At 72.2% G+C, this 19192-nt stretch carries 18 protein-coding genes; 6 read left to right on the top strand and 12 right to left on the bottom strand.

Annotated elements, in window-relative coordinates:
• Nucleotides 1-7 precede the first annotated feature (7 nt).
• Together ABD437_RS33570 and ABD437_RS33565 are read left to right on the top strand one after the other, a co-directional pair.
• Nucleotides 8-766 carry a DedA family protein gene (locus ABD437_RS33570; protein WP_344652986.1) on the top strand — a complete coding sequence of 253 codons (759 nt, stop codon included), beginning with the start codon at nt 8-10 and terminating at the stop codon, nt 764-766.
• Between the two features lie 105 nt (nt 767-871).
• A complete protein-coding gene (locus ABD437_RS33565; protein WP_344652985.1) occupies nt 872-4135 on the top strand; it encodes an AfsR/SARP family transcriptional regulator in 3264 nt (1087 codons plus the stop codon).
• Here the strand turns inward: ABD437_RS33565 and ABD437_RS33560 are convergent.
• From ABD437_RS33560 to ABD437_RS33535, 6 genes are all read right to left on the bottom strand, one after another.
• The gene (locus ABD437_RS33560; protein WP_344652984.1) at nt 4117-4944 is read right to left on the bottom strand and encodes an ABC transporter permease; all 828 of its coding nucleotides are present in this window, start codon (nt 4942-4944) and stop codon (nt 4117-4119) included. The genes ABD437_RS33565 and ABD437_RS33560 overlap by 19 nt on opposite strands.
• Nucleotides 4941-5891: an ATP-binding cassette domain-containing protein gene (locus tag ABD437_RS33555; RefSeq protein WP_344652983.1), complete on the bottom strand. Its 951-nt coding sequence runs from the start codon at nt 5889-5891 to the stop codon at nt 4941-4943. Before ABD437_RS33555 ends, ABD437_RS33560 begins: the two co-directional genes overlap by 4 nt.
• Before the next feature lie 71 nt (nt 5892-5962).
• Nucleotides 5963-6268, bottom strand: a complete 306-nt coding sequence (locus tag ABD437_RS33550) for a DUF2530 domain-containing protein (protein ID WP_344652982.1) — start codon at nt 6266-6268, stop codon at nt 5963-5965.
• 62 nt (nt 6269-6330) lie between these two features.
• Nucleotides 6331-6717 (bottom strand): hypothetical protein, encoded by a 387-nt coding sequence (locus tag ABD437_RS33545; protein WP_344652981.1) that lies wholly within the window; start codon nt 6715-6717, stop codon nt 6331-6333.
• 23 nt (nt 6718-6740) lie between these two features.
• Nucleotides 6741-8009: an MFS transporter gene (locus ABD437_RS33540; protein ID WP_344652980.1), complete on the bottom strand. Its 1269-nt coding sequence runs from the start codon at nt 8007-8009 to the stop codon at nt 6741-6743.
• Complete coding sequence (locus ABD437_RS33535) at nt 8006-8446, bottom strand: MarR family winged helix-turn-helix transcriptional regulator (protein ID WP_344652979.1); 441 nt, start codon at nt 8444-8446, stop codon at nt 8006-8008. Before ABD437_RS33535 ends, ABD437_RS33540 begins: the two co-directional genes overlap by 4 nt.
• Before the next feature lie 84 nt (nt 8447-8530).
• On the opposite strand from ABD437_RS33535, the gene thpR reads away from it, so the two are divergent.
• A complete protein-coding gene (gene thpR, locus ABD437_RS33530; protein WP_344652978.1) occupies nt 8531-9046 on the top strand; it encodes an RNA 2',3'-cyclic phosphodiesterase in 516 nt (171 codons plus the stop codon).
• Here the strand turns inward: thpR and ABD437_RS33525 are convergent.
• Nucleotides 9034-10026: an aldo/keto reductase gene (locus ABD437_RS33525; RefSeq protein ID WP_344652977.1), complete on the bottom strand. Its 993-nt coding sequence runs from the start codon at nt 10024-10026 to the stop codon at nt 9034-9036. The genes thpR and ABD437_RS33525 overlap by 13 nt on opposite strands.
• Before the next feature lie 80 nt (nt 10027-10106).
• Here ABD437_RS33525 and ABD437_RS33520 point away from each other — a divergent pair, with 80 nt between their 5' ends.
• Nucleotides 10107-10913: a thioesterase family protein gene (locus ABD437_RS33520; protein WP_344652976.1), complete on the top strand. Its 807-nt coding sequence runs from the start codon at nt 10107-10109 to the stop codon at nt 10911-10913.
• A 125-nt stretch (nt 10914-11038) separates the two neighbouring features.
• Here ABD437_RS33520 and sepH read toward each other — a convergent pair whose 3' ends face one another.
• The 3 genes from sepH to ABD437_RS33505 all read right to left on the bottom strand — a co-directional run bounded on the left by sepH (nt 11039) and on the right by ABD437_RS33505 (nt 15070).
• Nucleotides 11039-12622: a septation protein SepH gene (gene sepH, locus ABD437_RS33515; RefSeq protein ID WP_344652975.1), complete on the bottom strand. Its 1584-nt coding sequence runs from the start codon at nt 12620-12622 to the stop codon at nt 11039-11041.
• Nucleotides 12623-12772: 150 nt separating this feature from the next.
• Nucleotides 12773-13882 (bottom strand): phosphoserine transaminase, encoded by a 1110-nt coding sequence (serC, locus tag ABD437_RS33510; protein WP_344652974.1) that lies wholly within the window; start codon nt 13880-13882, stop codon nt 12773-12775.
• Between the two features lie 84 nt (nt 13883-13966).
• Entirely contained in the window at nt 13967-15070 is a 1104-nt protein-coding gene (locus ABD437_RS33505) for a citrate synthase 2 (RefSeq protein ID WP_344652973.1), read from the bottom strand.
• 283 nt (nt 15071-15353) lie between these two features.
• On the opposite strand from ABD437_RS33505, the gene pdxH reads away from it, so the two are divergent.
• The gene (gene pdxH, locus ABD437_RS33500; protein ID WP_425558301.1) at nt 15354-16013 is read left to right on the top strand and encodes a pyridoxamine 5'-phosphate oxidase; all 660 of its coding nucleotides are present in this window, start codon (nt 15354-15356) and stop codon (nt 16011-16013) included.
• A complete protein-coding gene (locus tag ABD437_RS33495; protein ID WP_425558300.1) occupies nt 16010-17302 on the top strand; it encodes an MFS transporter in 1293 nt (430 codons plus the stop codon). Before pdxH ends, ABD437_RS33495 begins: the two co-directional genes overlap by 4 nt.
• On the opposite strand, the gene ABD437_RS33490 is transcribed toward ABD437_RS33495, so the two are convergent.
• On the bottom strand, nt 17283-18251 hold the full coding sequence (locus tag ABD437_RS33490) for a quinone oxidoreductase family protein (RefSeq protein WP_344652972.1): 969 nt from the start codon (nt 18249-18251) through the stop codon (nt 17283-17285). The two genes, ABD437_RS33495 and ABD437_RS33490, sit on opposite strands and share 20 nt — an antisense overlap.
• A 14-nt stretch (nt 18252-18265) precedes the next feature.
• A complete protein-coding gene (locus ABD437_RS33485; RefSeq protein WP_344652971.1) occupies nt 18266-19168 on the bottom strand; it encodes a zinc-binding dehydrogenase in 903 nt (300 codons plus the stop codon).
• Between the last annotated feature and the right edge of the window lie 24 nt (nt 19169-19192).

The raw sequence follows: 19192 nt of genomic DNA, 5'->3' as shown, positions 1-19192 counted from the left end.
AGGCGTAATGGACTCGGTCGTCGAACTCGTGACCGACATCCGCGCACCAGTCCTCTACGCCCTCGTCCTCGCGGTCGTGTTCGCCGAGACCGCGGTGCTCCTGGGCATGTTCCTGCCCGGTGAGACCGCGGCGATCGTGGCCGGGGTGCTCGCGGCCCAGCGCCAGATCTCGCTCGAGGTCGTGCTCCCGCTGGTCGCGCTCGGGGCGATCGCCGGCGACACCACCGGTTACCTGCTCGGGCGGCGGTTCGGCCCGGCCCTGCTCAACGGCCGGCTGCTGCGCCGACGCCACGCGCAGATCGACCGCGCCACCGCCACGTTGCGACGACACGGCGCGCTCGTGATCGTCGCCAGCCGGTTCCTGCCGTTCCTGCGGACGGTCACCCCCGCGGCGGCCGGCGCGTCCGGGGTGCCCCCGCTGACGTTCCTGCCGGCCGCGCTCGCCGGCGGCCTGCTCTGGGGCGTCGGGTCCCCGCTGCTGGGATACGTCGCGGCCGACTCGTACCACCGCGTCGAGGAAGTGATCGGCAACACCGGGCTGGTCGTGCTGGCGCTGCTGCTCATCGGCTGGTGGGCGGTCCGGCGGCGTCGGCGGCGGCACGCGGGCAAAGCCGAGGACGCCGACGCCGAGAGACCGGTGCCCGCCCCCGCTCCGCCGGTCGCGCCCGCGGTCTCGACCCTGCGCCGCGTCCTGACCGTGGGCCACGCCGGAACCACGCTCGGCGTCGTACGGCCCCGGCGGCGGACCGATCGACGTCGCCCCTGACGGCATTTTCCTGCCCGCCGAACCGCCACCCGGGGATCTCCGTCGCCGCCGGAGCCAGGAAGGCAGAGAATGTCGGTGAGCGGGGACGGCGGAGGGGTGCGAACGGTGGAGATCGGGCTGCTGGGTGCGGTCGAGGTCACGGTCGACGGCTCGAGCGTCTCCGTCGGTGGCCACCGGCTGCGCGCGGCGTTCGCCCGGCTCGCGCTCGATGCCGGCCGCATGGTCACGGTCAGCACACTCGTCGACGCCGTCTGGGGCGACGATCCGCCCGCCGGTTCGGGTAACGCACTGCAGTCCCTGGTCAGCCGGTTGCGTCGGACGCTGCCCGCCGGTGTGGTCGAGTCCGCCCCGGCCGGTTACCGGCTGGCGGTCCCACCGGAGTCGGTGGACGTCCACCGGTTCGAACGCCTGGCCACCGCCGGGCGCCGCGCGCTGGAGAGCGGCGACGCGGCCGGCGCCGCCGCTACCTTGCGCGAGGCACTGGGCCTCTGGCGCGGCCCGGCGCTGGCCGACGTCGGGGACGCGCCGTTCCGGGCCGCGGTGGTCACCCGGCTGGAGAACGCCCGGCTGGCCGCCGTCGAGGACCGCGTCGACGCCGATCTCGCGCTCGACCGGCACGCGGAGGTCGTCGCCGAGCTCGAGGAGCTGACCGCCGAGAACCCGCTGCGTGAACGTCTGCACGCGCAGCTCGTGCTCGCGCTCAACGGCGCGTCCCGGCAGGCCGACGCGCTCACCGCGTTCGACCGCGTGCGCCGCCGCCTGGCCGACGAGCTGGGCGTCGACCCCGGCGCGGTGCTCAAAGGCGCGTACACCACCGTGCTGGGTGGCCCCGGTGTACCGGCGAAGGCACCGGCACGCGTGCCGACCGCTCCCCGGCCGGTCACTACGAACGGAGCGCGCACCCGGGGCAACCTGCGCCCGCAGCTGACCAGCTTCGTCGGGCGCCGCACCGAGCTCGCCGCGGTGGCCGACCTGCTCGCCACCGAACGGCTGGTGACGCTGATCGGCCCCGGCGGCGCCGGCAAGACCCGCCTCGCCGAGGAGTCGGGCGCCCGCCTCACCGACCGCAACACCGGCGGCGTCTGGATGGTGCCGCTCGCGCCGATCGGCGAAGGGGACGAGGTGCCGCAGGCCGTGCTCACCGGCCTCGGTCGCCGGCAGGTCGGCCTGCTCGACACGAAGCTCTCGGCCGAGGCCAGCACCCCGCAGGACGTGGACGCGATCCTGGTCAAAGCGCTCAGCGCCGGTCCGACGCTGCTCGTGCTGGACAACTGCGAGCACCTGCTGGAACCCGTCGCCGCGCTGGCCCACTCGCTGCTGCTGGACTGCCCGGAGCTGCGCATCCTCGCCACCAGCCGGGAGCCGCTCGGCGTGCCGGGCGAACGGCTGCACCCGGTGCCCAGCCTCGCGCTGCCGCCGCCCGGTCGGTTGACGCCGGCCCAGGCCGCCCGCTACCCGGCGGTCCAGCTGCTGGTCGACCGGGCCGCCGCGGTGCGGCCCGGGTTCGTGCTCACCCCGGAGAACGTCGACGCGATCGTCGAGATCTGCCGGAGCCTGGACGGGATGCCGTTGGCGCTCGAGCTGGCCGCTCCCCGGCTGCGTTCGCTCTCCCCGGAGCAGCTCGCGGCCCGGCTCGGCGACCGGTTCCGGCTGTTGACCGCGGGCAGCCGCACCGCGCTCCCCCGCCACCAGACGCTGCACGCGGTGGTGGCCTGGAGCTGGGAGCTGCTGACCGACCAGGAGCAGGCCCTGTGGCGGCGGCTGTCGCAGTTCCCCGGGGGCGCGACCGTGGACGCCGCCGAGCGGGTGTGCGCCGACGACGATCTGCTCCGCCCCGGCGACGTGCTGGAGACGCTCGCGTCGCTGGTGGACAAGTCGCTGGTGGAGCTCGTCGCGGAGGCCGAGCCGCCCCGTTACCGGATGCTGGAGACCGTCCGCGCGTTCGGCGCCGAGCAGCTCGAGGCGGCCGGGGAGACGGCCACGTGCCGGAACGCGTTGGTGGCCTACTACGTCGAGCTGGTCGAGACGGCCGAGCCGTTGCTCCGCAGCCCGGAGCAGCGCCGGTGGGCGAACACGCTGACCGCCGAGTACGAGAACATCACCGCCGCGCTGCGCTGGGCCGTCGACCAGCGGCACGGTGACCCGGCCGTACGCATCGTCGCCGGGCTGGCCTGGTACTGGGCGCTGCGTGGCGCGCACGGCGAGGCGGACCGGTGGGCCACCGCGGTGCTGCCCCTCGCCGACCAGGCGCCCCCGCTCAGCGCCGCGATCGTCACCGCGTTCGCCGGGCTGACCGCGGCGAGCCTGCGCAGCACGTACGAGGAGGCGAAGCGCGAGGCGGAGCGAGTCACCGAGCTGATCAAGCCGTTCTCGACGACGCCGGACGCCCACCCGGTGCTCGTGCTGGCCGACAGCATCATCCACTTCCTCGGCGACCGGAACGACCAGGTCCAGCAGAAGCTCCAGCGGGTCTACCAGCACCCCGACCCGTGGGTCGGGGCGCTCGCGCTGTTCCTCGACGCGAACCTGCACGAGAACGACGGCGACCTGCTCGGCGCGGAACGGCTGTACGAGTCCGCACGCTCGGCGTTCGAGTCGATCGGTGACCGCTGGGGCCGCGGTGCGGTGCTCAGCTCACTGGCGTCGATCAAGGCACTGCGTGGGGACCACCGCGGCGCGATCGAGGCGCTGGAACAGGCCCGGACGCTGATCTACGACCTGAACGGCTTCGACGACCTTCCCCGCGTCCTGCTCTGGCTGGCGCTGGAGTGGGCCCGGATCGGCGACTTCGAGCGGGCGCGGGAGTACCTGGACGAGAGCACCACCTACATCGCCCGCTTCGGCGACGACGACAACGCGGTGGGTTTCCTGGGCGCGGCGCGGGCCACCGTGCTGCGGCTCACCGGGGACATCACCGGCGCGACCGAGCTGCTGACGGAAGAGATCGAGCGGTACAAGACGCGTCCGTACGGTCCGCCGCAGATCAACGCGCTGCTGCTCGCCGACTACGCGTACGCGCTCGTCGCCACCGGCGACACACCCCGTGCCGTCGATTGTGTGCTGGAGGCGCTGGGTGAGGCCGCGGAGGCGCACGACTCCCCCGTCTTCGGCGGCGCGCTCGACGCCGCCGCGGCCGTCGTACTCGCGCTCGGCGACGCCGACGGCGCGGCGAAGCTCCTCGGGGCCGCCGCCCTGGTCCGCGGGCTGCCCGACCTGGGCAACCCGGACACGCTGCGGACCAGGGAACTCGCCGCCGAGGCGCTCGGACCGTCGAACTTCGAGGCCCGGTACCGCGACGGCGAGGCCCTGCCCAAACCGGACGTGCCGGACGTGGCCCGCGAACTCCTGACTCAGGTGCGCCGGCGGTAGGCCGCCAGCGCGAGCGGAACGAACACCGCGCAGAGCACCGCGACCGAGACCACCACCTTGACCACCGGACCGGCCACCGCTCCGTGACCGGTGAGCAGGCCCCTGGTCGCTTCGACGACGAACGTGACCGGGTTGATCTTCACCCAGGCCTGCAGCCAGCCGGGGAGCGTCTCGGTCGGCACGAACAGGTTGCTGCCGAACGTCAGCGGGAACATCAGCATCCCGCCGATGCCCTGCACCGTCCGCGGGTTGCGCAGCAGCAGGCCGACGAGCGCGGTGACCCAGCAGAGCCCGAACGCGAACAGCAGCACGAGCGCGCAGGCGGCGAGCGTGGAGAAGGGATCGGTCTCGATCCGGAACCCGATCACGGCGCCGAAGCCCAACACGACCGTGATCGTCACCAGGTAGCGGACGACGTCGCCGAAGACCGCGCCGATCAGCGGGGCGGAGCGGGCGATGGGCATCGTGCGGAACCGGTCGAACACGCCGGTCTGCAGGTCTCCGGCCAGGCTCTGCCCGACGCCGAGGCTGGCGAACGCGACGCTCTGCACCAGGATGCCGGGCAGCACGAACTGCAGGTAGACGTGCCGGTCGCCGGTCACCGCGCCGCCGAACAGGTAGACGAACAGCAGCACGAAGATGATCGGCTGCAGCGTGAGGTCGAGCAGCTGCTCCGGCGAGTGCTTGATCTTGATCAGGCTGCGCCAGGTGAGCGTCAGCGAGTGCCGGAGCGTCCGTACCGGCCCGAACCGGACCGGGGCTTCCTCCACCGGCGACGAGGCGGCCGTCGCGACCAGCGTCGCGGTCATGCCGCGTCCTCGTCGGCCGGGTGACCGGTGAGCGTGAGGAACACCTCGTCCAGGCTGGCCCGGCGCAGGCCCAGCTCGCCGACCGCGATCCCGGCGTCGTCCAACCGGCGGACGACGTCGGCGAGCAGGGTCGGCTCGGCGACCGGGGCGGTGACCAGGCCGCGGGCCTCGTTCCGGGTGGGTTGCACGCGGGTGACCGCGGCGACGATCGCCTCGACGTCGGCGAGGTCCGCCGGGTCGAGCGGGTGCACCTCCAGCGTCTGGTCCCCGACCTGCGCCTTGAGCTGGTCGGGGGTGCCGGTGGCGATCAACTCGCCGCGGTCGATCACCGCGATCGAGTCGGCCAGCTGATCGGCTTCGTCGAGGTACTGGGTGGTCAGCAACACGGTCACGCCGTCGGCGACGAGCGCACGGATCGTGTTCCAGACCTCGCCGCGGCTGCGCGGGTCCAGTCCGGTGGTGGGCTCGTCGAGATAAATGACGTCGGGGTGGCCGACGAGGCTCGCGGCCAGGTCGAGCCGGCGCCGCATGCCGCCGGAGTACGTCTTCGCCGAGCGGCCGGCCGCCTCGGTGAGCTCGAAGCGTTCGAGCAGTTCGCGGGCGCGGGCCTTGGCGTCGCGGCGGGACAGCTCGAGCAGCCGGCCGATCATCGTCAGGTTCTCGGCGCCGGTGAGGTCCTCGTCGACCGAGGCGTACTGCCCGGTCACCGCGATCCGGGCCCGCACGGACGGCGCCTGGGTGAGTACGTCGAAGCCGCCGACGCGCGCCCGGCCGGCGTCGGGCTTGATCAGGGTGGCCAGCACGCGGACCGCGGTGGTCTTGCCGGCCCCGTTGGGGCCGAGCACGCCGAGGATCGTGCCGGTCGGGACGGCGAGGTCGACGCCGTTGAGCGCGGTCGTCGACCCGAACCGCTTCACGAGGCCCTCGGCCTCGATCGCGTAGGACATCGCGGAGTCTCCTGTCAGCTGGATGACTCCACGGTGCGCGCGTGCGCTGTCAGGCCGCGCACAGCTCGCTGTCAGGCTTTTTCGGTCTCGGTCCCGACGGGGGGCGAGGGGGCGACCGGCTGCTCGGCGCGCGCCGCCGCGACGCGCCCGAGCTTGCTGCGGCGGCGACGCACGAACGCGATACCGGCCAGACCGAGCACGAACCCGGCCACGCAGGTCCAGATCCACCACTCGTCGTCGTGGTCGGAGAGCCAGCCGCGGCCGAACGTCACCAGCACGAGGCCGCCGACTCCCCAGAGCACGGTGCCTGCCGTGACGACGCTCACCGCGTCGACATCCAGGGGCTCCGGCGTCGGACGTGTCGGACGGCGAGCCATATCGGCAGCGTAACGCGGGAGTGGTCCGGCGCGGCGGAGAGGGGCCGCACCGGACCGCACCGTTACTCGCAGGCAGCCTTGAACTTCACGCCGGCGGCGTTGACGTCGCCCGAGTCGGGGATCGTCGGGTTGGGGTCGTTGGCCAGCTTGCTGACCTCGTCACCGAGCTTGTCGTACGCGGCACCCAGGTCCTTGGTGGCGTCCTCGAGGTCGCCGTCGCCCTTCGCGCCTTCGGTGCGGATGTCGTCCGCGAGCTTGTGGTACGACTCCCCCAGCGCGGCCGGGTTGTCGACGTTCTTCACCGACGACGAGGTGAACTCCTGCACCACCGTCTGGATCTTGTTGCACGCCTCCGTGTTGTCGGCGCCGACGAGCGAGCAGCCCATCGTGCCGGCTAACGCCGCGGCCGCCAGCGAGGCGCCGGCAAATCTCGGAACGAGTCGAGCCATCGTGCTTCCTTCCCCGTATTCCACTAATTGCTCACTGCCGCCACAGAAGTTAGCTTCTGTCGCTCTAATGCGGTCTCCCGATTTCGTGCCCTCATGCGGGCGGCCGCGAGCGTGATCGCGGCGATCAGCACCGCGACACCGCCCAGCAGCAGACCGGCCCGCGGGCCGTAGCGCTCGGAAATCGGACCGACGATCAGTGAGCCCAGCGGAGTGCCTCCGAGGAAGACCAACATGTACAGCGCCATCACGCGGCCACGCAGGTGCGCGGGCGTGCCGAGCTGCACGCGCGCGTTCGCCGCGTTGTTGTGCGCGATGAAGGCCAGACCCACGAACAACAACACGAGCGCCGCGAGCCCGAAGTTCGGCGTGAACGCCACCGCGCACTCCAACACGCCGAACACCGTGGCGCAGCTGAGCACCCAGCGGGCCGACGGGCGCTTGGTGCGGCGGGCGCCGATCAACGCACCGATCAGCGCTCCGCCGGCGAACGCGGTCGAGAGCAGACCGAACGAGGCCGGGCCGACGTCGAACTCCACCTTGGCCAGCAGCGGCAGCGTCAGGTTGAAGTTCATGCCGAGCGTGCCGAGCACCGACATCATCGCGATGACCAGCAGCAGGTCCTTCCGGCCCCAGACGAACCGCAGGCCCTCGACGACCTGGCCCTTGGCCCGCTCCACCCGCGCGCCGGTGAGCAGGTCGGCGGGCCGCATCGCGAGCAGGCCGATCAGCACCGCCACGTAACTGGCGCCGTTGAGCAGGAACGCCGGGCCGGTGCCGACCGTCGCGATGACCAGGCCACCGACGGCCGGGCCGAGCAGCCGCGCGGAGTTGAACGTCGCGGAGTTGAGCGACACCGCGTTGGGCAGACGGTCGGGGCCGACCATCTCGGAGATGAACGACTGCCTGGTGGGGGTGTCGAACGCGTTCACGGTGCCGAGCAGCAACGCGAACACGTAGACGTTCCACAACTGCGCCGAACCGGTGACGACGAGAGCGCCCATGCCGAGCGCCAGCAGCATCGAGGCCGCCTGAGTGGCGATCAGCACCTTGCGCTTGTCCAGCCGGTCGGCCAGCGCTCCGGCCCAGAGCGTCAGCAGCAGCACCGGGGTGAACTGCAGAGCGGTCACGACGCCGAGCGCGGTACCGGAGTTGTGCGACAGGTCGAGCACCAGCCAGTCCTGCGCGGTCATCTGCGCCCAGGTGCCGGTGAGCGAGACGATCTGGCCGCCCGCGAACAGCCGGTAGTTCCGGACGCTCAGGGAGGAGAACATGGTGCGCAGTGCCGGGCTCATGCGCGGGCCAGCCGTTCGAGGATGGCGGCCGCCGCGCGGAGCGTCTCCTGGTCGGAGCGGTCGAGCTCGGCGATGCGGGCGGCGAGCCAGGCCTCCCGCGCCTGCCGGTCGGCCGCGATCAACGCGTCGCCGTCCGGGGTCGTCGAGAGCACGATCTGCCGTCCGTCGGTCGGGTGCGGGGCCCGGCCGATCAGCCCGCGCTCCTCCAACGCCGCCACTGTGCGGGTGGCGGCCGGCGGCTGCACCCGCTCGACCTCGGCCAACCCGCGTGGCGTGAGCTCGCCATTACCTTTCGAGATGCTGAACAGCGCGGAGATCTGGGTCATCGTCAGGCCGTGCGCCGGGCGCTCGGCCCGGAGCCGGCGGAAGAACCGCCCGGTGGCCGACCGGAGCCGGACCGCCAACTCGTCGTTCTCGTGCGGATCCGTGAGTGTCACCTTCTCGAGGTTGTTTCACACAACTCATTACCTCAGGTAACGATCTCTCGGATCGTCGCATTCCGCCAGTGATATTCAGGTGACATGCGTCTGCTCGTCGCGGTGCTGCCGCCCCCGTTCGCCGTGGACCACCTCCGGAGCGCGATCGGGACGCTGCACGTGACCGGTGCGGATGCCGGCGTCGTGCGCCCGGACAGGTGGCACCTCACGCTCGCGTTCCTCGGCGAGGTCACCGATCCGGAGCGGGTTCGCGACCGGGTCGCGGAGTGCGCTGCCGCCGGTCGGAGCGGCACGGTCTCGCTCACCGGCGGCGGGCGGTTCGGCGAGCGCGTGTTGTGGGCCGGCGTCGGCGGCGACGTCGCCGAACTGACCCGGACGGCCGAAGCCGTCCGGGTCCTCGCGCCGGAGACGCTGCCGTTCCGACCCCATCTCACGCTGGCCCGGCCCCGGGGCCGGGTCACCCGCGAGGAACTCCGAGCCGACGTCGCCACCCTGAGCCACTACGCGGGCCCGCCCTGGCCCGCCGACCGGATCCACCTGATGCGCAGCAGCGCGGGGAGCTACCAGTCGCTCGGCTCCTGGCCGCTCTACCAGGCGTAAGCCTCGGGGGCCGGTTTGCCGGGGTTCGGGAAAGGCGCGGGGAACAGCTCGTCGAGTTCGGTCAGGGTGGCGGCGTCGAGCGTCAGCTCCGCCGCGCGCAGGCCGCTGTCGAGCTGCTCGCCGGTACGCGGCCCGACGATCGGCGCGGTGACGCCGTCCTGCGCCAGCAGCCAGGCGAGCCCGACCTCGGCCGGGTCGTGCCCGAGGTCGGCGCAGAGCTTCTCGTACGCCTCGAGCGTCGTCCGGTGCTTCTCCAGGCCGGCCGCGGCACGCTCGGAGCTGCTGCGCGAGCCGTTGCCCTCGCGCTGCTTGCGGATCGCGCCGGAGAGCAGACCACCGTCGAGCGGCGACCACGGGATGACCCCGATGCCGTACTGCCGGGCGGCCGGCAGCACCTCGAGCTCGATCCACCGGTTGAGCAGGTTGTAGTACGACTGCTCGCTCACCAGACCGAGGAAGTGCCGGGCCTTGGCCGCCTCCTGGGCCTGGGCGAGGTGCCACCCGGCGAAGTTGCTCGACCCGACGTACAGAATCTTGCCCTGCTGACGCAGGACCTCCATCGCCTCCCAGATCTCGTCCCAGGGAGTGTCCCGATCGACGTGGTGCATCTGGTAGAGGTCGATGTAATCGGTTTTAAGGCGTTTGAGGGATTCGTCACAGGCGCGCCGGATGTGCAGCGCGGAGAGCTTGGACTGGTTGGGCCAATCACCCATTCCGCCGTAGACCTTGGTGGCGAGAACCGTGCGCTCGCGACGCCCGCCGCCGCTGGCGAACCAGTTTCCGATGATCTGTTCGGTGACACCTTCGCCGGTTTTCCGCCCGTAGACGTTCGCCGTGTCGAAGAAGTTGATCCCCTGGTCATGGGCGGTGTCCATGATCCGGTGACTGTCCGGTTCAGAGGTTTCCGGGCCGAAGTTCATCGTGCCCAGGCAGAGCCTGCTGACCCGGAGTCCTGACCGCCCCAGCCGGACGTACTCCATGCTGCACCTCCTGTGCTCCCCCGGAAGCCTAGGCCGACAACGGCGATCCAGCCGCGCGGCGATCTGGCAGGGTGGGGGACGTGCTGGAGATCCATACCGAGATTCGGGAGACCGGTCCAGATCGGTACGCGACGCTCATCGACGGCGGTTGGGCGATCGGTTCGTCGCTCAACGGGGGTTATCTTCAGCTGCCGGTCGTGAGAGCGGTGCTCGCCGCGGAGGGGCATCCGCACCCGGTCGCGGTCACCACCGACTACCTCCAGGCCCCGCACGCCGGCGAGGCCGAGATCGTGGTGGAGCGGCTGCGTACCGGCAAGACGATCGGCACCAGCCGGGCCACGCTCATCCAGGACGGTCAGCCGTGCCTGGTGTCGTCGGTGGTCACGAGCACGCTCGACTCGAGCAGCCCGGACCTCGACATGGCGCCGCAGATCGAGTTGCCCTCACCCGACCAGTGCACCCGGATCCGCTCGGACGTCATGCCGGGTACGAACCTCGCGCTGATGGACCACGTGGACGTCCGGCTCGCCCCGGAGTTCGCGAACGTGGTGCGGGGGCGGCCGGACGGGAGCATGGCCCTGCGCGGGTGGGTGCGGATGGTGGACGGGCGCGATCCCGACCCGCTGGTGTGCCTGCTCGCGGCCGACGCGTTCCCGCCGGTGACGTTCACCATCGGGCGCTACGGCTGGGCGCCCACCGTGCAGCTGACCACGTATCTGCGGGTGCTGCCCGCGCCGGGGTGGCTGCGGTGCGAGCTCCGCGGGCGGGTGCTCGCGAACGGCTGGTTCGACGAGGACTGCACGATCCGCGACTCGGCCGGGCGCCTGGTGGCCCAGTCCCGCCAGATAGCCCGGATCCCCCGGGTCCCCACACCCACCGAGAACTGAGCTCTCAGGTCTGAACCTGGAGCCCGCTCAGGGCGACGCTGGCAGTCGAGCGCGAATCCGCCGCGTATAGCTGATACTCAAGGGTTCGCGCTCGCCTGTCAGCGTCGTCCTGAGCGGGCCGCCCACTAGGGCCTGCGAGCGCCGGAGCCAAACAAGATGTCGTCCCAGCTCGGGAGTTCGGCTTTGCGTCCGCGGCCGCTGCCGGCCTTGGGCGGCTGGGGTTCGGGGCGCGCCGGGCCCGCGGTGGGAGGTGTTCCGACGCCGGTGGGGTCGAGGCGCTCGCGCCAGTCGCTCCGCCCGGCGAAACCGCCGCCGGAGGTCGGTGTGGCATCGCCGGTGCTCACGTCGCCGCGGCGTCCGGCCGGGCGACGCGGGTCGTCGCCCCACGGGTCGGGTCGACGCACTTCGTCGGGGCGGGTGCCGGCGGCGGGCCGGGGCTCGTCGAGCCACCCGGCGGCCCGCCCCCCGCCGATCGGCCCGTCGGCCGCGGCCGGGGCGCCGTCACGGCCGCCGTTGCCGAGCCCGTCACGACCACCGAGCCCGTCACGGCCACCGAGCCCACCGCGCCCAGCCAGACCGGGCCGGCCCGTGAGCCCGTCACGGCCACCGAGCCCGGGAGCACCGCCGACGCCGGGAGCTCCCCCGTGGCCGGGAACGCCGCCGTGGTCGGGCGTGCCCGACTGACCGGGACCGGGCGCGCCGCCGAGACCGGGGGTGCCGCCGAGGCCGGGGGCGGTGCCGCCGATGGTCGGGGCCGTGGAGGCCGCCGCGGCACCGGTGCCGGCGTCCGCGGCCGGCGGCTCCGGGTTCGGCGTCGGGGCGTGCTCACGCGACGGCTCGGACCGGCGGAAGTCGTCGAAACGGGGATCGAGCGCGCGACCGCGCCCACTCTCCCGAGCCGCCTGCCGAAGATCACCGCGGCCCTCGCGGGGCAGCTCACGCGGAACCTCCCGCGCCGGAGCCGCCACGGCCTCCGCCGAAGCGGCCGCCACCGGCTCCTCCCGCCGACGCTCGTCACGACGGCGCAGCATCGAGAGCGCCGGCACGACCGGGCCCTCCTTGGGGTCGGCGTCCTCCGGCAACTTCCCGGGCTGCACGCCGAACGCGAGCATCTGCTCGTCCGGCCCGACCAGCAGGTCTTCCTGCTTCTCGCTGGAGAGGAAGTTCGCCATCTCGTCGACCGGCGACACCATCGACCGGGCCCGGTCGAGGTCCCAGATGGCGTGCGCGGTGGCCTTGCCCGACGGCCACGTCGCGGTGGTGCGCCAGCCGCCGTCCTCACGGCGGTAGCTGTCCCAGGCGACGGTCTCCACGTCGATGCCGTGGGCACGCAGCCGCGCGTCGACGACGTCCGCGAGCGTCTGCCCGCTCTCGGCCCCACGCAGACGCGTGCGCCGCGCGAGCTGTGCCATCGCGGCGCGCTCCTGCAGCACGGGCCCGGCGAACCGCAGCACCTTCTCCATCGGAACGTTCGCGAGGCGGGCGACGTGTTCCGCCGACTCACCGGAACGGATCCGGGACTGAATGTCACGCGGCGTCAACGTCGCCTCCACATCCATCGATAGCTGACCGGGGGTACCGGTCCGCTCCCGCTGGACGGCGGCGATCACCTGGTCGTCGATGGCGAGCGAAAGCATCCGCCCGACCTCGTCGGTCAGAATCATGGCCTGCCCGTCAGCGGAGAGCGCGACGAACCGCAACGGTCGCATTGCGACCTCCCTCTCCAGACACCGGCGAGCGTGCCCACCATACGACGACAGGGCTCGTGTGCCCCGCATACCACGCCGAATGGGCGCGCCGTTCTCCGGCCAGACCTACGTTACGCACCAAACGTCTTATTTGTCTGTCCGACGCGCGGATCAACCCAGAGCGGCCACTGTGTAGTCGATCGCGGCGGTCAGCTTCGCGACGTCGGTCGGGTCGATGCCCGGGAACATCGCGATGCGCAGCTGGTTGCGCCCGAGCTTCCGGTACGGCTCGGTGTCGACGATTCCGTTCGCACGCAACACCTTCGCGACCGCGGCGGCGTCCACCGACTCCGCGAAGTCGATGGTGCCGACGACGTGCGAACGCTTCGCCGGGTCCTTGACGTACGGCGTCGCGAACGACGAGTCCTCGGCCCACTCGTAGAGCGTCCGGGCCGACTCGGCGGTGCGCCGCGTCGTCCACGCCAGACCGCCCTGCTCGTTGAACCAGTCCACCTGCTCGGCGGCGAGGAAGATCGTCGTCAGCGCCGGGGTGTTGTAGGTCTGGTCCTTACGCGAGTTGTCGATCGCGGTGACCAGGTCCAGGAAGGCCGGAACGTACCGCCCGGACGCGCTGATCTCCTCGACCCGCGCGAGCGCGGCCGGCGACATGATCGCCAGCCACAGACCGCCCTCGCTGCCCAGCCCCTTCTGCGGCGCGAAGTAGTACACGTCGGTCTCGGAGACGTCCACCGCGAGTCCCGCGGCGGCCGACGTGCCGTCGTGCAGCATCAGGTGGTCGCCGGGCACCCGGCGCACCGGGATCGCGACGCCGGTCGAGGTCTCGTTGTGCGGCGTCGCGTAAACGTCCACACCGTCCTCGAACTCGAACACCGGCGCGTCACCGGGGGCCGACTCGATGATCGTCGGGTCGCCCAGGAACGGCGCGATCTTCGCGGCCTTGGCGAACTTGGCGCCGAACTCGCCGAACGAGAGGAACTGGGCGCGATCGCGGATCAGACCGAACACCGCGGCCTCCCAGAACGCGGTGGTGCCACCGACGCCGAGCACGACCTCGTACCCGTCGGGCAGGGCGAACAACGACGCGAGCCCGGACTTGAGGCGGGCCACCTCGTTGCGCACCGTCGCCTGCCGGTGGGACGTCCCGAGGAAGCTGCGCCCAGTGGCGACGAGGGCGTCGACCGAGGCCGGGCGGACCTTCGACGGGCCGGAACCGAACCGGCCGTCAGCGGGCAACAACTCTGCGGGGATGGTGATGGTCACGCGTTGATCCTCCCACCTGTGGCTAACGAGTTGAGACACGACAAAGGCGGGCCACCCAGTTCAGGTGACCCGCCTCGGCCGAGCTCAGGCGCGCTTGATCGTGTCCCAGCCCTCGACCTCGTCGGGCTTGCGCGGGCCGGGCCCGGTGTAGAGCGCGGACGGCCGCACCAGCTTGTTGAGGTTCTTCTGCTCGACGACGTGCGCGGACCAGCCGGCCGTGCGCGCGCAGGAGAACATCGAGGTGAACATGTGCGCGGGCACCTCGGCGAAGTCCAGCACGACGGCCGACCAGAACTCGACGTTCGTGGCGAGCACCCGGTCGGGGCGGCGGGCGTGGAGCTCGGCCAGCGCGGCCTTCTCCAGCGCCTCGGCCACCTCGAAGCGGGTGCTGCCGAGCTCGCGGGCGGTGCGGCGGAGCACGGCCGCCCGCGGGTCCTCGGCCCGGTAGACGCGGTGCCCGAAGCCCATCAGGCGCTCGCCCTTGTCGAGCGCCGACTTGACCCACGCCTCCGCGTCGCCCGACTTCTCGACCTCGTCGAGCATCTTGAGGACGCGGGACGGGGCACCGCCGTGCAGCGGGCCGGACATCGAACCGATCGCCGACGAGATGCAGGCGGCGCAGTCGGCGCCGGTGCCCGCGGCCACGCGCGCGGTGAACGTCGAGGCGTTCAGGCCGTGCTCGGCGGCGGAGATGAAGTAGGCGTCGACGGCCTGGACGTGCTTCGGGTCGGGCTCGCCGCGCCAGCGGATCATGAAGCGCTCGACGATCGTGCTCGCCTTGTCGATCTCGCGCTGCGGGACGGCGGGCAGGCCGATGCCCCGGGCGGACTGGGCGACGAACGAGAGCGCGGTGACCGAGATCCGGGCGAGGTCCTCGCGGGCCTGCTCGGGGCCGATGTCGATCAGCTGCTTGAGGCCCCAGTAGGGGGCGAGCATCGCGATCGCCGCCTGGACGTCGACGCGGATGTCACCGGAGTGCACCGGCACCGGGAACGGCTCCGCGGGCGGCAGACCCGGCCCGAACTTGCCGTCGACCAGCAGGGCCCAGACGTTCCCGAACGAGACCTGACCGACCAGGTCCTCGATGTTGACGCCGCGATAACGCAGCGCTCCGCCGTCCCGGTCGGGTTCCGCGATCTCGGTGTGGAAGGCTACGACGCCTTCGAGCCCCGGTTTGAAGTCCGACATGCTGGCTCAGCTCCCAGTGGTCTTCGGTGGCGGTACGCCCCGGCCGGCTCGACCGGCGGGTGGGCGGTAGCCCTCCACCAGTCGGGAACGATTTCTGACATCTTCCTACCGTTCCCGCTAGGTCCGCGAGGTCAGTCCGGACCAAGCCCATTGTGATCGTGTCGCAGCCCACATCCACGCACGACACGTCGGGGACATATCGACGTCACGCAGCGGCCACACCTTCCGAGGGCCACCGGAGGCAGGCATAAGGTTGCATCGGGCACGGATTTCAGGAGGAGCGGTGGAGCGGGAGTACGGAGTCGTCTCGCAGGTCGGAGACATGCGGGTCGGGTACGAACGAGGAACGCTCACCGAAGAGACCCTCGCCGACAACTGGTTCGACCAGTTCACCACGTGGTTCGACGAGGCCGCCGCGGCGGCGGAGATCGTCGAGCCGAACGCGATGGTCGTGGCCACCGCGGCGGCGAACGGAACGCCCAGCGCACGCACCGTCCTGCTGAAGGACGCCGACGAGCGCGGCCTCACGTTCTACACCCACTACACGTCGCGCAAGGGCCGGGAACTGACCGAGAACCCGCGGGCGTCGCTGCTCTTCCCGTGGCACCCGCTCCAGCGCCAGGTGAACGTTTCCGGGACGGTGCACCGGGTCGATCCGGCCGAGTCGGACGCCTACTGGAACAGCCGCCCGCACGGTTCCCAGCTGGGTTCGGCGGCGAGCCCGCAGTCTCGAGTCGTACCGGACCGGGCCGCCCTGGAAGATGCCGAGAAGGTGCTCGCCGAGCGGTACCCCGACGCGGTCCCCCGCCCCGAGACCTGGGGTGGGTTCCGCGTCGTGCCGCACACGGTCGAGTTCTGGCAGGGCCGTCCCGACCGGCTGCACGACCGGCTGCGGTACCGCCGCGACGGAGAGATCTGGATCGTCGAGCGGCTCGGCCCGTGAGTTCTCCGGAGACCGGGGCCGGCGCCGCTCCTCCGGCGGCGCCCCCGCCGACCCCCCGCTGGCGGCGCATCCTCCTCGACACCCGGCCGCTCCGGAACACCGCGTACCGGCGCTTGTTCCTCGGCCAGAGCGTCGCGTTCATCGGGTACCAGCTCACCGCGGTCGCGGTTCCCGTACAGATGTACGCGATCACCGACTCGTCGTTCTGGGTCGGCATGCTCGGCATCGCCGGGCTCGTGCCACTGATCCTGTTCGGTCTCTGGGGCGGCGCGTTCGCCGACGCGATCGACCGGCGGACGCTGCTGCTGATCTCGTCGGTGGTGCTGTGGGTGGCGACCGGTGCGCTCGTCGTGCAGTCGCTGCTCGGCGTCGACAGCCCGTGGCTGCTGCTCGCGCTGACCGCGCTGCAGTCCGCGGCGTTCGCGGTCAGCGGCCCCACCCGGAGCGCGATCATCCCCCGGCTGGTGCCGATCGAGCAGGTGCCGTCGGCGAACACGCTGAACTTCACCGCGAGCAACTTCGGCACGGTCGTCGGCCCGCTGCTGGCCGGCCTGATCCTGGCCCAGTGGTCGTACGCGGTCGCCTACGCCGTCGACGCGGTGCTGTTCACGTTCGCGCTCTACGCGGCGCTCCGGCTGCCGCACCTGGAACCCATCGGTGAACGGGTCAGCCCCGGGCTGCGCGCGGTCGGGCAGGGCCTGGCGTTCATCGCGCTCAAGCCGGTGCTGCTGATGTCGTTCGCGGTCGACATCATCGCGATGGTCTTCGCCATGCCGCGGGCCCTGTTCCCGCAGGTCGCGAACGACTGGTACGGCGGCGGGGAGGCCGTCGGCTGGCTGTTCGCGGCGATCGCGATCGGGTCGGTGCTGGCCGGGCTGTCGTCGGGCTGGATCGGCCGGGTCAAGCGGCAGGGCCTGGCGCTCACCGTCGCCGTGATGTGCTGGGGTCTCGCGGTGGCCGCCGCCGGGCTCGCACGCAGCCTCTGGCTCGCGGTCGCGCTGCTGGCCGTCGCCGGCGCCGCCGACCTGGTGTCGGCGGTCTACCGGCAGACGATCCTGCAGGTCTACGCACCCGACGAGATGCGTGGCCGGATGCAGGGGGTGTTCACCGTGGTCGTCGCCGGTGGGCCACGCCTCGGTGACCTGCGTGCCGGCGTCACCGAGTCGTGGTTCGGCCCCACCGTCTCCTGGGTCGGCGGCGGCCTCGTGTGCGTGGTGCTCGTGGCCGCGGCCGCGCTGGCCGTGCCCAAGTTCCGGCGCTACGAGGGCACTACGGCACCAGGACGGTAGCGCCGGTCGTCGCGCGGGACTCCAGCGCCCGGTGAGCTTCGGCGGCCTCGGCGAGCGGGAAGCGTTGGGCGATGTTCGGGTCGATGGCCCCGGACGCCACCAGGTCGAACAGTTCGCCGGCCGCCGTCTCGAGCTCCCCCATGTAGTCCACGAGGGTCGGGCGGGTCACGAACAGCGACCCCTTCGAAGCCAGGACGCCCAGGTTGACGCCGGTGACCGGGCCGGACGAGTTGCCGAACGACACCATCAGCCCACGCGGACGCAGGCAGTCGAGCGAGTTCTCGAACGTGTCCGCGCCGACCGAGTCGTAGACGACCGACACCCCGGCGCCGTCGGTCAGCTCACGCACCCGCGCCGCCACGTCCTCCGACCGGTACAGCACGACCTCGCGGTAGCCGTTCTCCGACGCCACCTTCGCCTTGTCGGCACTGCCGGCCGTACCGATGGCCCGCACGCCGAGGTGGCGCAGCCACTGCCCGGCGATCAGCCCGACGCCACCGGCCGCGGCGTGGAACACCACGGTCTCCCCCGACCGCACCGGGTAGGTGCGCCGCAGCAGATACCAGACCGTGAGGCCCTTGAGCAGCACCGCGGCCGCGGCCTCGTCGGTCACCCCGTCCGGGATCGGCACCAGGTGCTTCGCCGGGACGTTCTGGGCGGTGGCGTACGCGCCCAGCGGGCCGGTGGCGCGGGCCACCCGGTCGCCCGGCGCCAACCCGGTGACGCCCTCCCCGATCTCGGTGACGACGCCCGCGGCCTCGCTGCCCAACCCGGAGGGCAGCGACACCGGGTAGAGCCCGGTGCGCTCGTAGGTGTCGCGGAAATTCAGGCCGATCGCGGTGATCCGGATCCGCACCTCTCCCGGCCCGGGCGGCGGCAGTTCGAGTTCCTCGTACCGGAGTACCTCGGGCCCACCGGTCTCGTGGAATCGGATCCCGTGGTCAGCCATGCGGCGCCTCCTCGTCAGGGTAGAAGAACCGTAGCGCCGACCGTGGCCCGCGACTCCAGTGCTTCCTGGGCCTTCCCGGCGTCGGCCAGGTCGAACCGCTGCCGCAGGTTCGGCCGGATCACCCCGCGCACGACCAGGTCCAGCACCTCCGCCGACGCCGCACGCAGCGCGGTGGCGTCGGGCAGGTACGCGCTCAGCGGCGGGGCGGGCGCTACCAGCAGGCCGTCCGGGCGCAGCGCCGCGGTCGAGCTCTCGACCGTCGCGGTGCCCAGCGGGTCGTAGACGACCGGCACCCCGGCACCGTCGGTGAGGTCACGGGCCCGGGCGGCCAGGTCGTCGGAGCGGTCGAGGACGACCTCGTCGTACCCGTTGTGGATCGCGAGCCGGACGTCGTGCGCCGCGCTCACCGTGCCGATCGGCCGCGCGCCGAGATGGCTCAGCCACTGACCGGCGACCAGCCCGACACCGTCGACCGCGTCGCGGAAGACCACGGTCTCCCCCGCCTCGACCGGGTGGACCCGGCGGATCAGTGCCCAGACCAGCAGCCCTTTCGCGAGCACCGCCGCGGCGTCCTCGTCGCCGACGGCGTCCGGGAGCGGGACCAATGCGGCCGCGGGCACGTTCCGGACCGACGCGTAGGCCCCGAACGGCACCACCGCGTAGGCGACCCGGTCCCCGACGGCGAAGCCGGCCCGATGCCCGGCCGCCTCGACGACGCCGACCGCGGAGCTACCGAGGCCGGTGGGCAGCGTGGCCGGTACCGAGCCGGCGCGGACCAGGACGTCGTCGTGGCTCAGGTCGATCGCGGTCTGCCGGACCCGGACCTCGTCGGGGCCGGGCGGCGCCGGCTCGATCGAGGAGACCCGTAAGACCTCCGGGCCGCCGGTGGCGTCTAACCGAATCGCGTAATCGGACACCTGACCAGCGTAAATTCATTTCCT

This window comes from Cryptosporangium japonicum, assembly GCF_039524755.1.
Taxonomy (GTDB): Bacteria; Actinomycetota; Actinomycetes; order Mycobacteriales; family Cryptosporangiaceae; genus Cryptosporangium; species Cryptosporangium japonicum.
The sequence above is the reverse complement of the archived record's forward strand: the minus strand, read 5'-3'. Positions and strand labels throughout refer to the sequence as shown.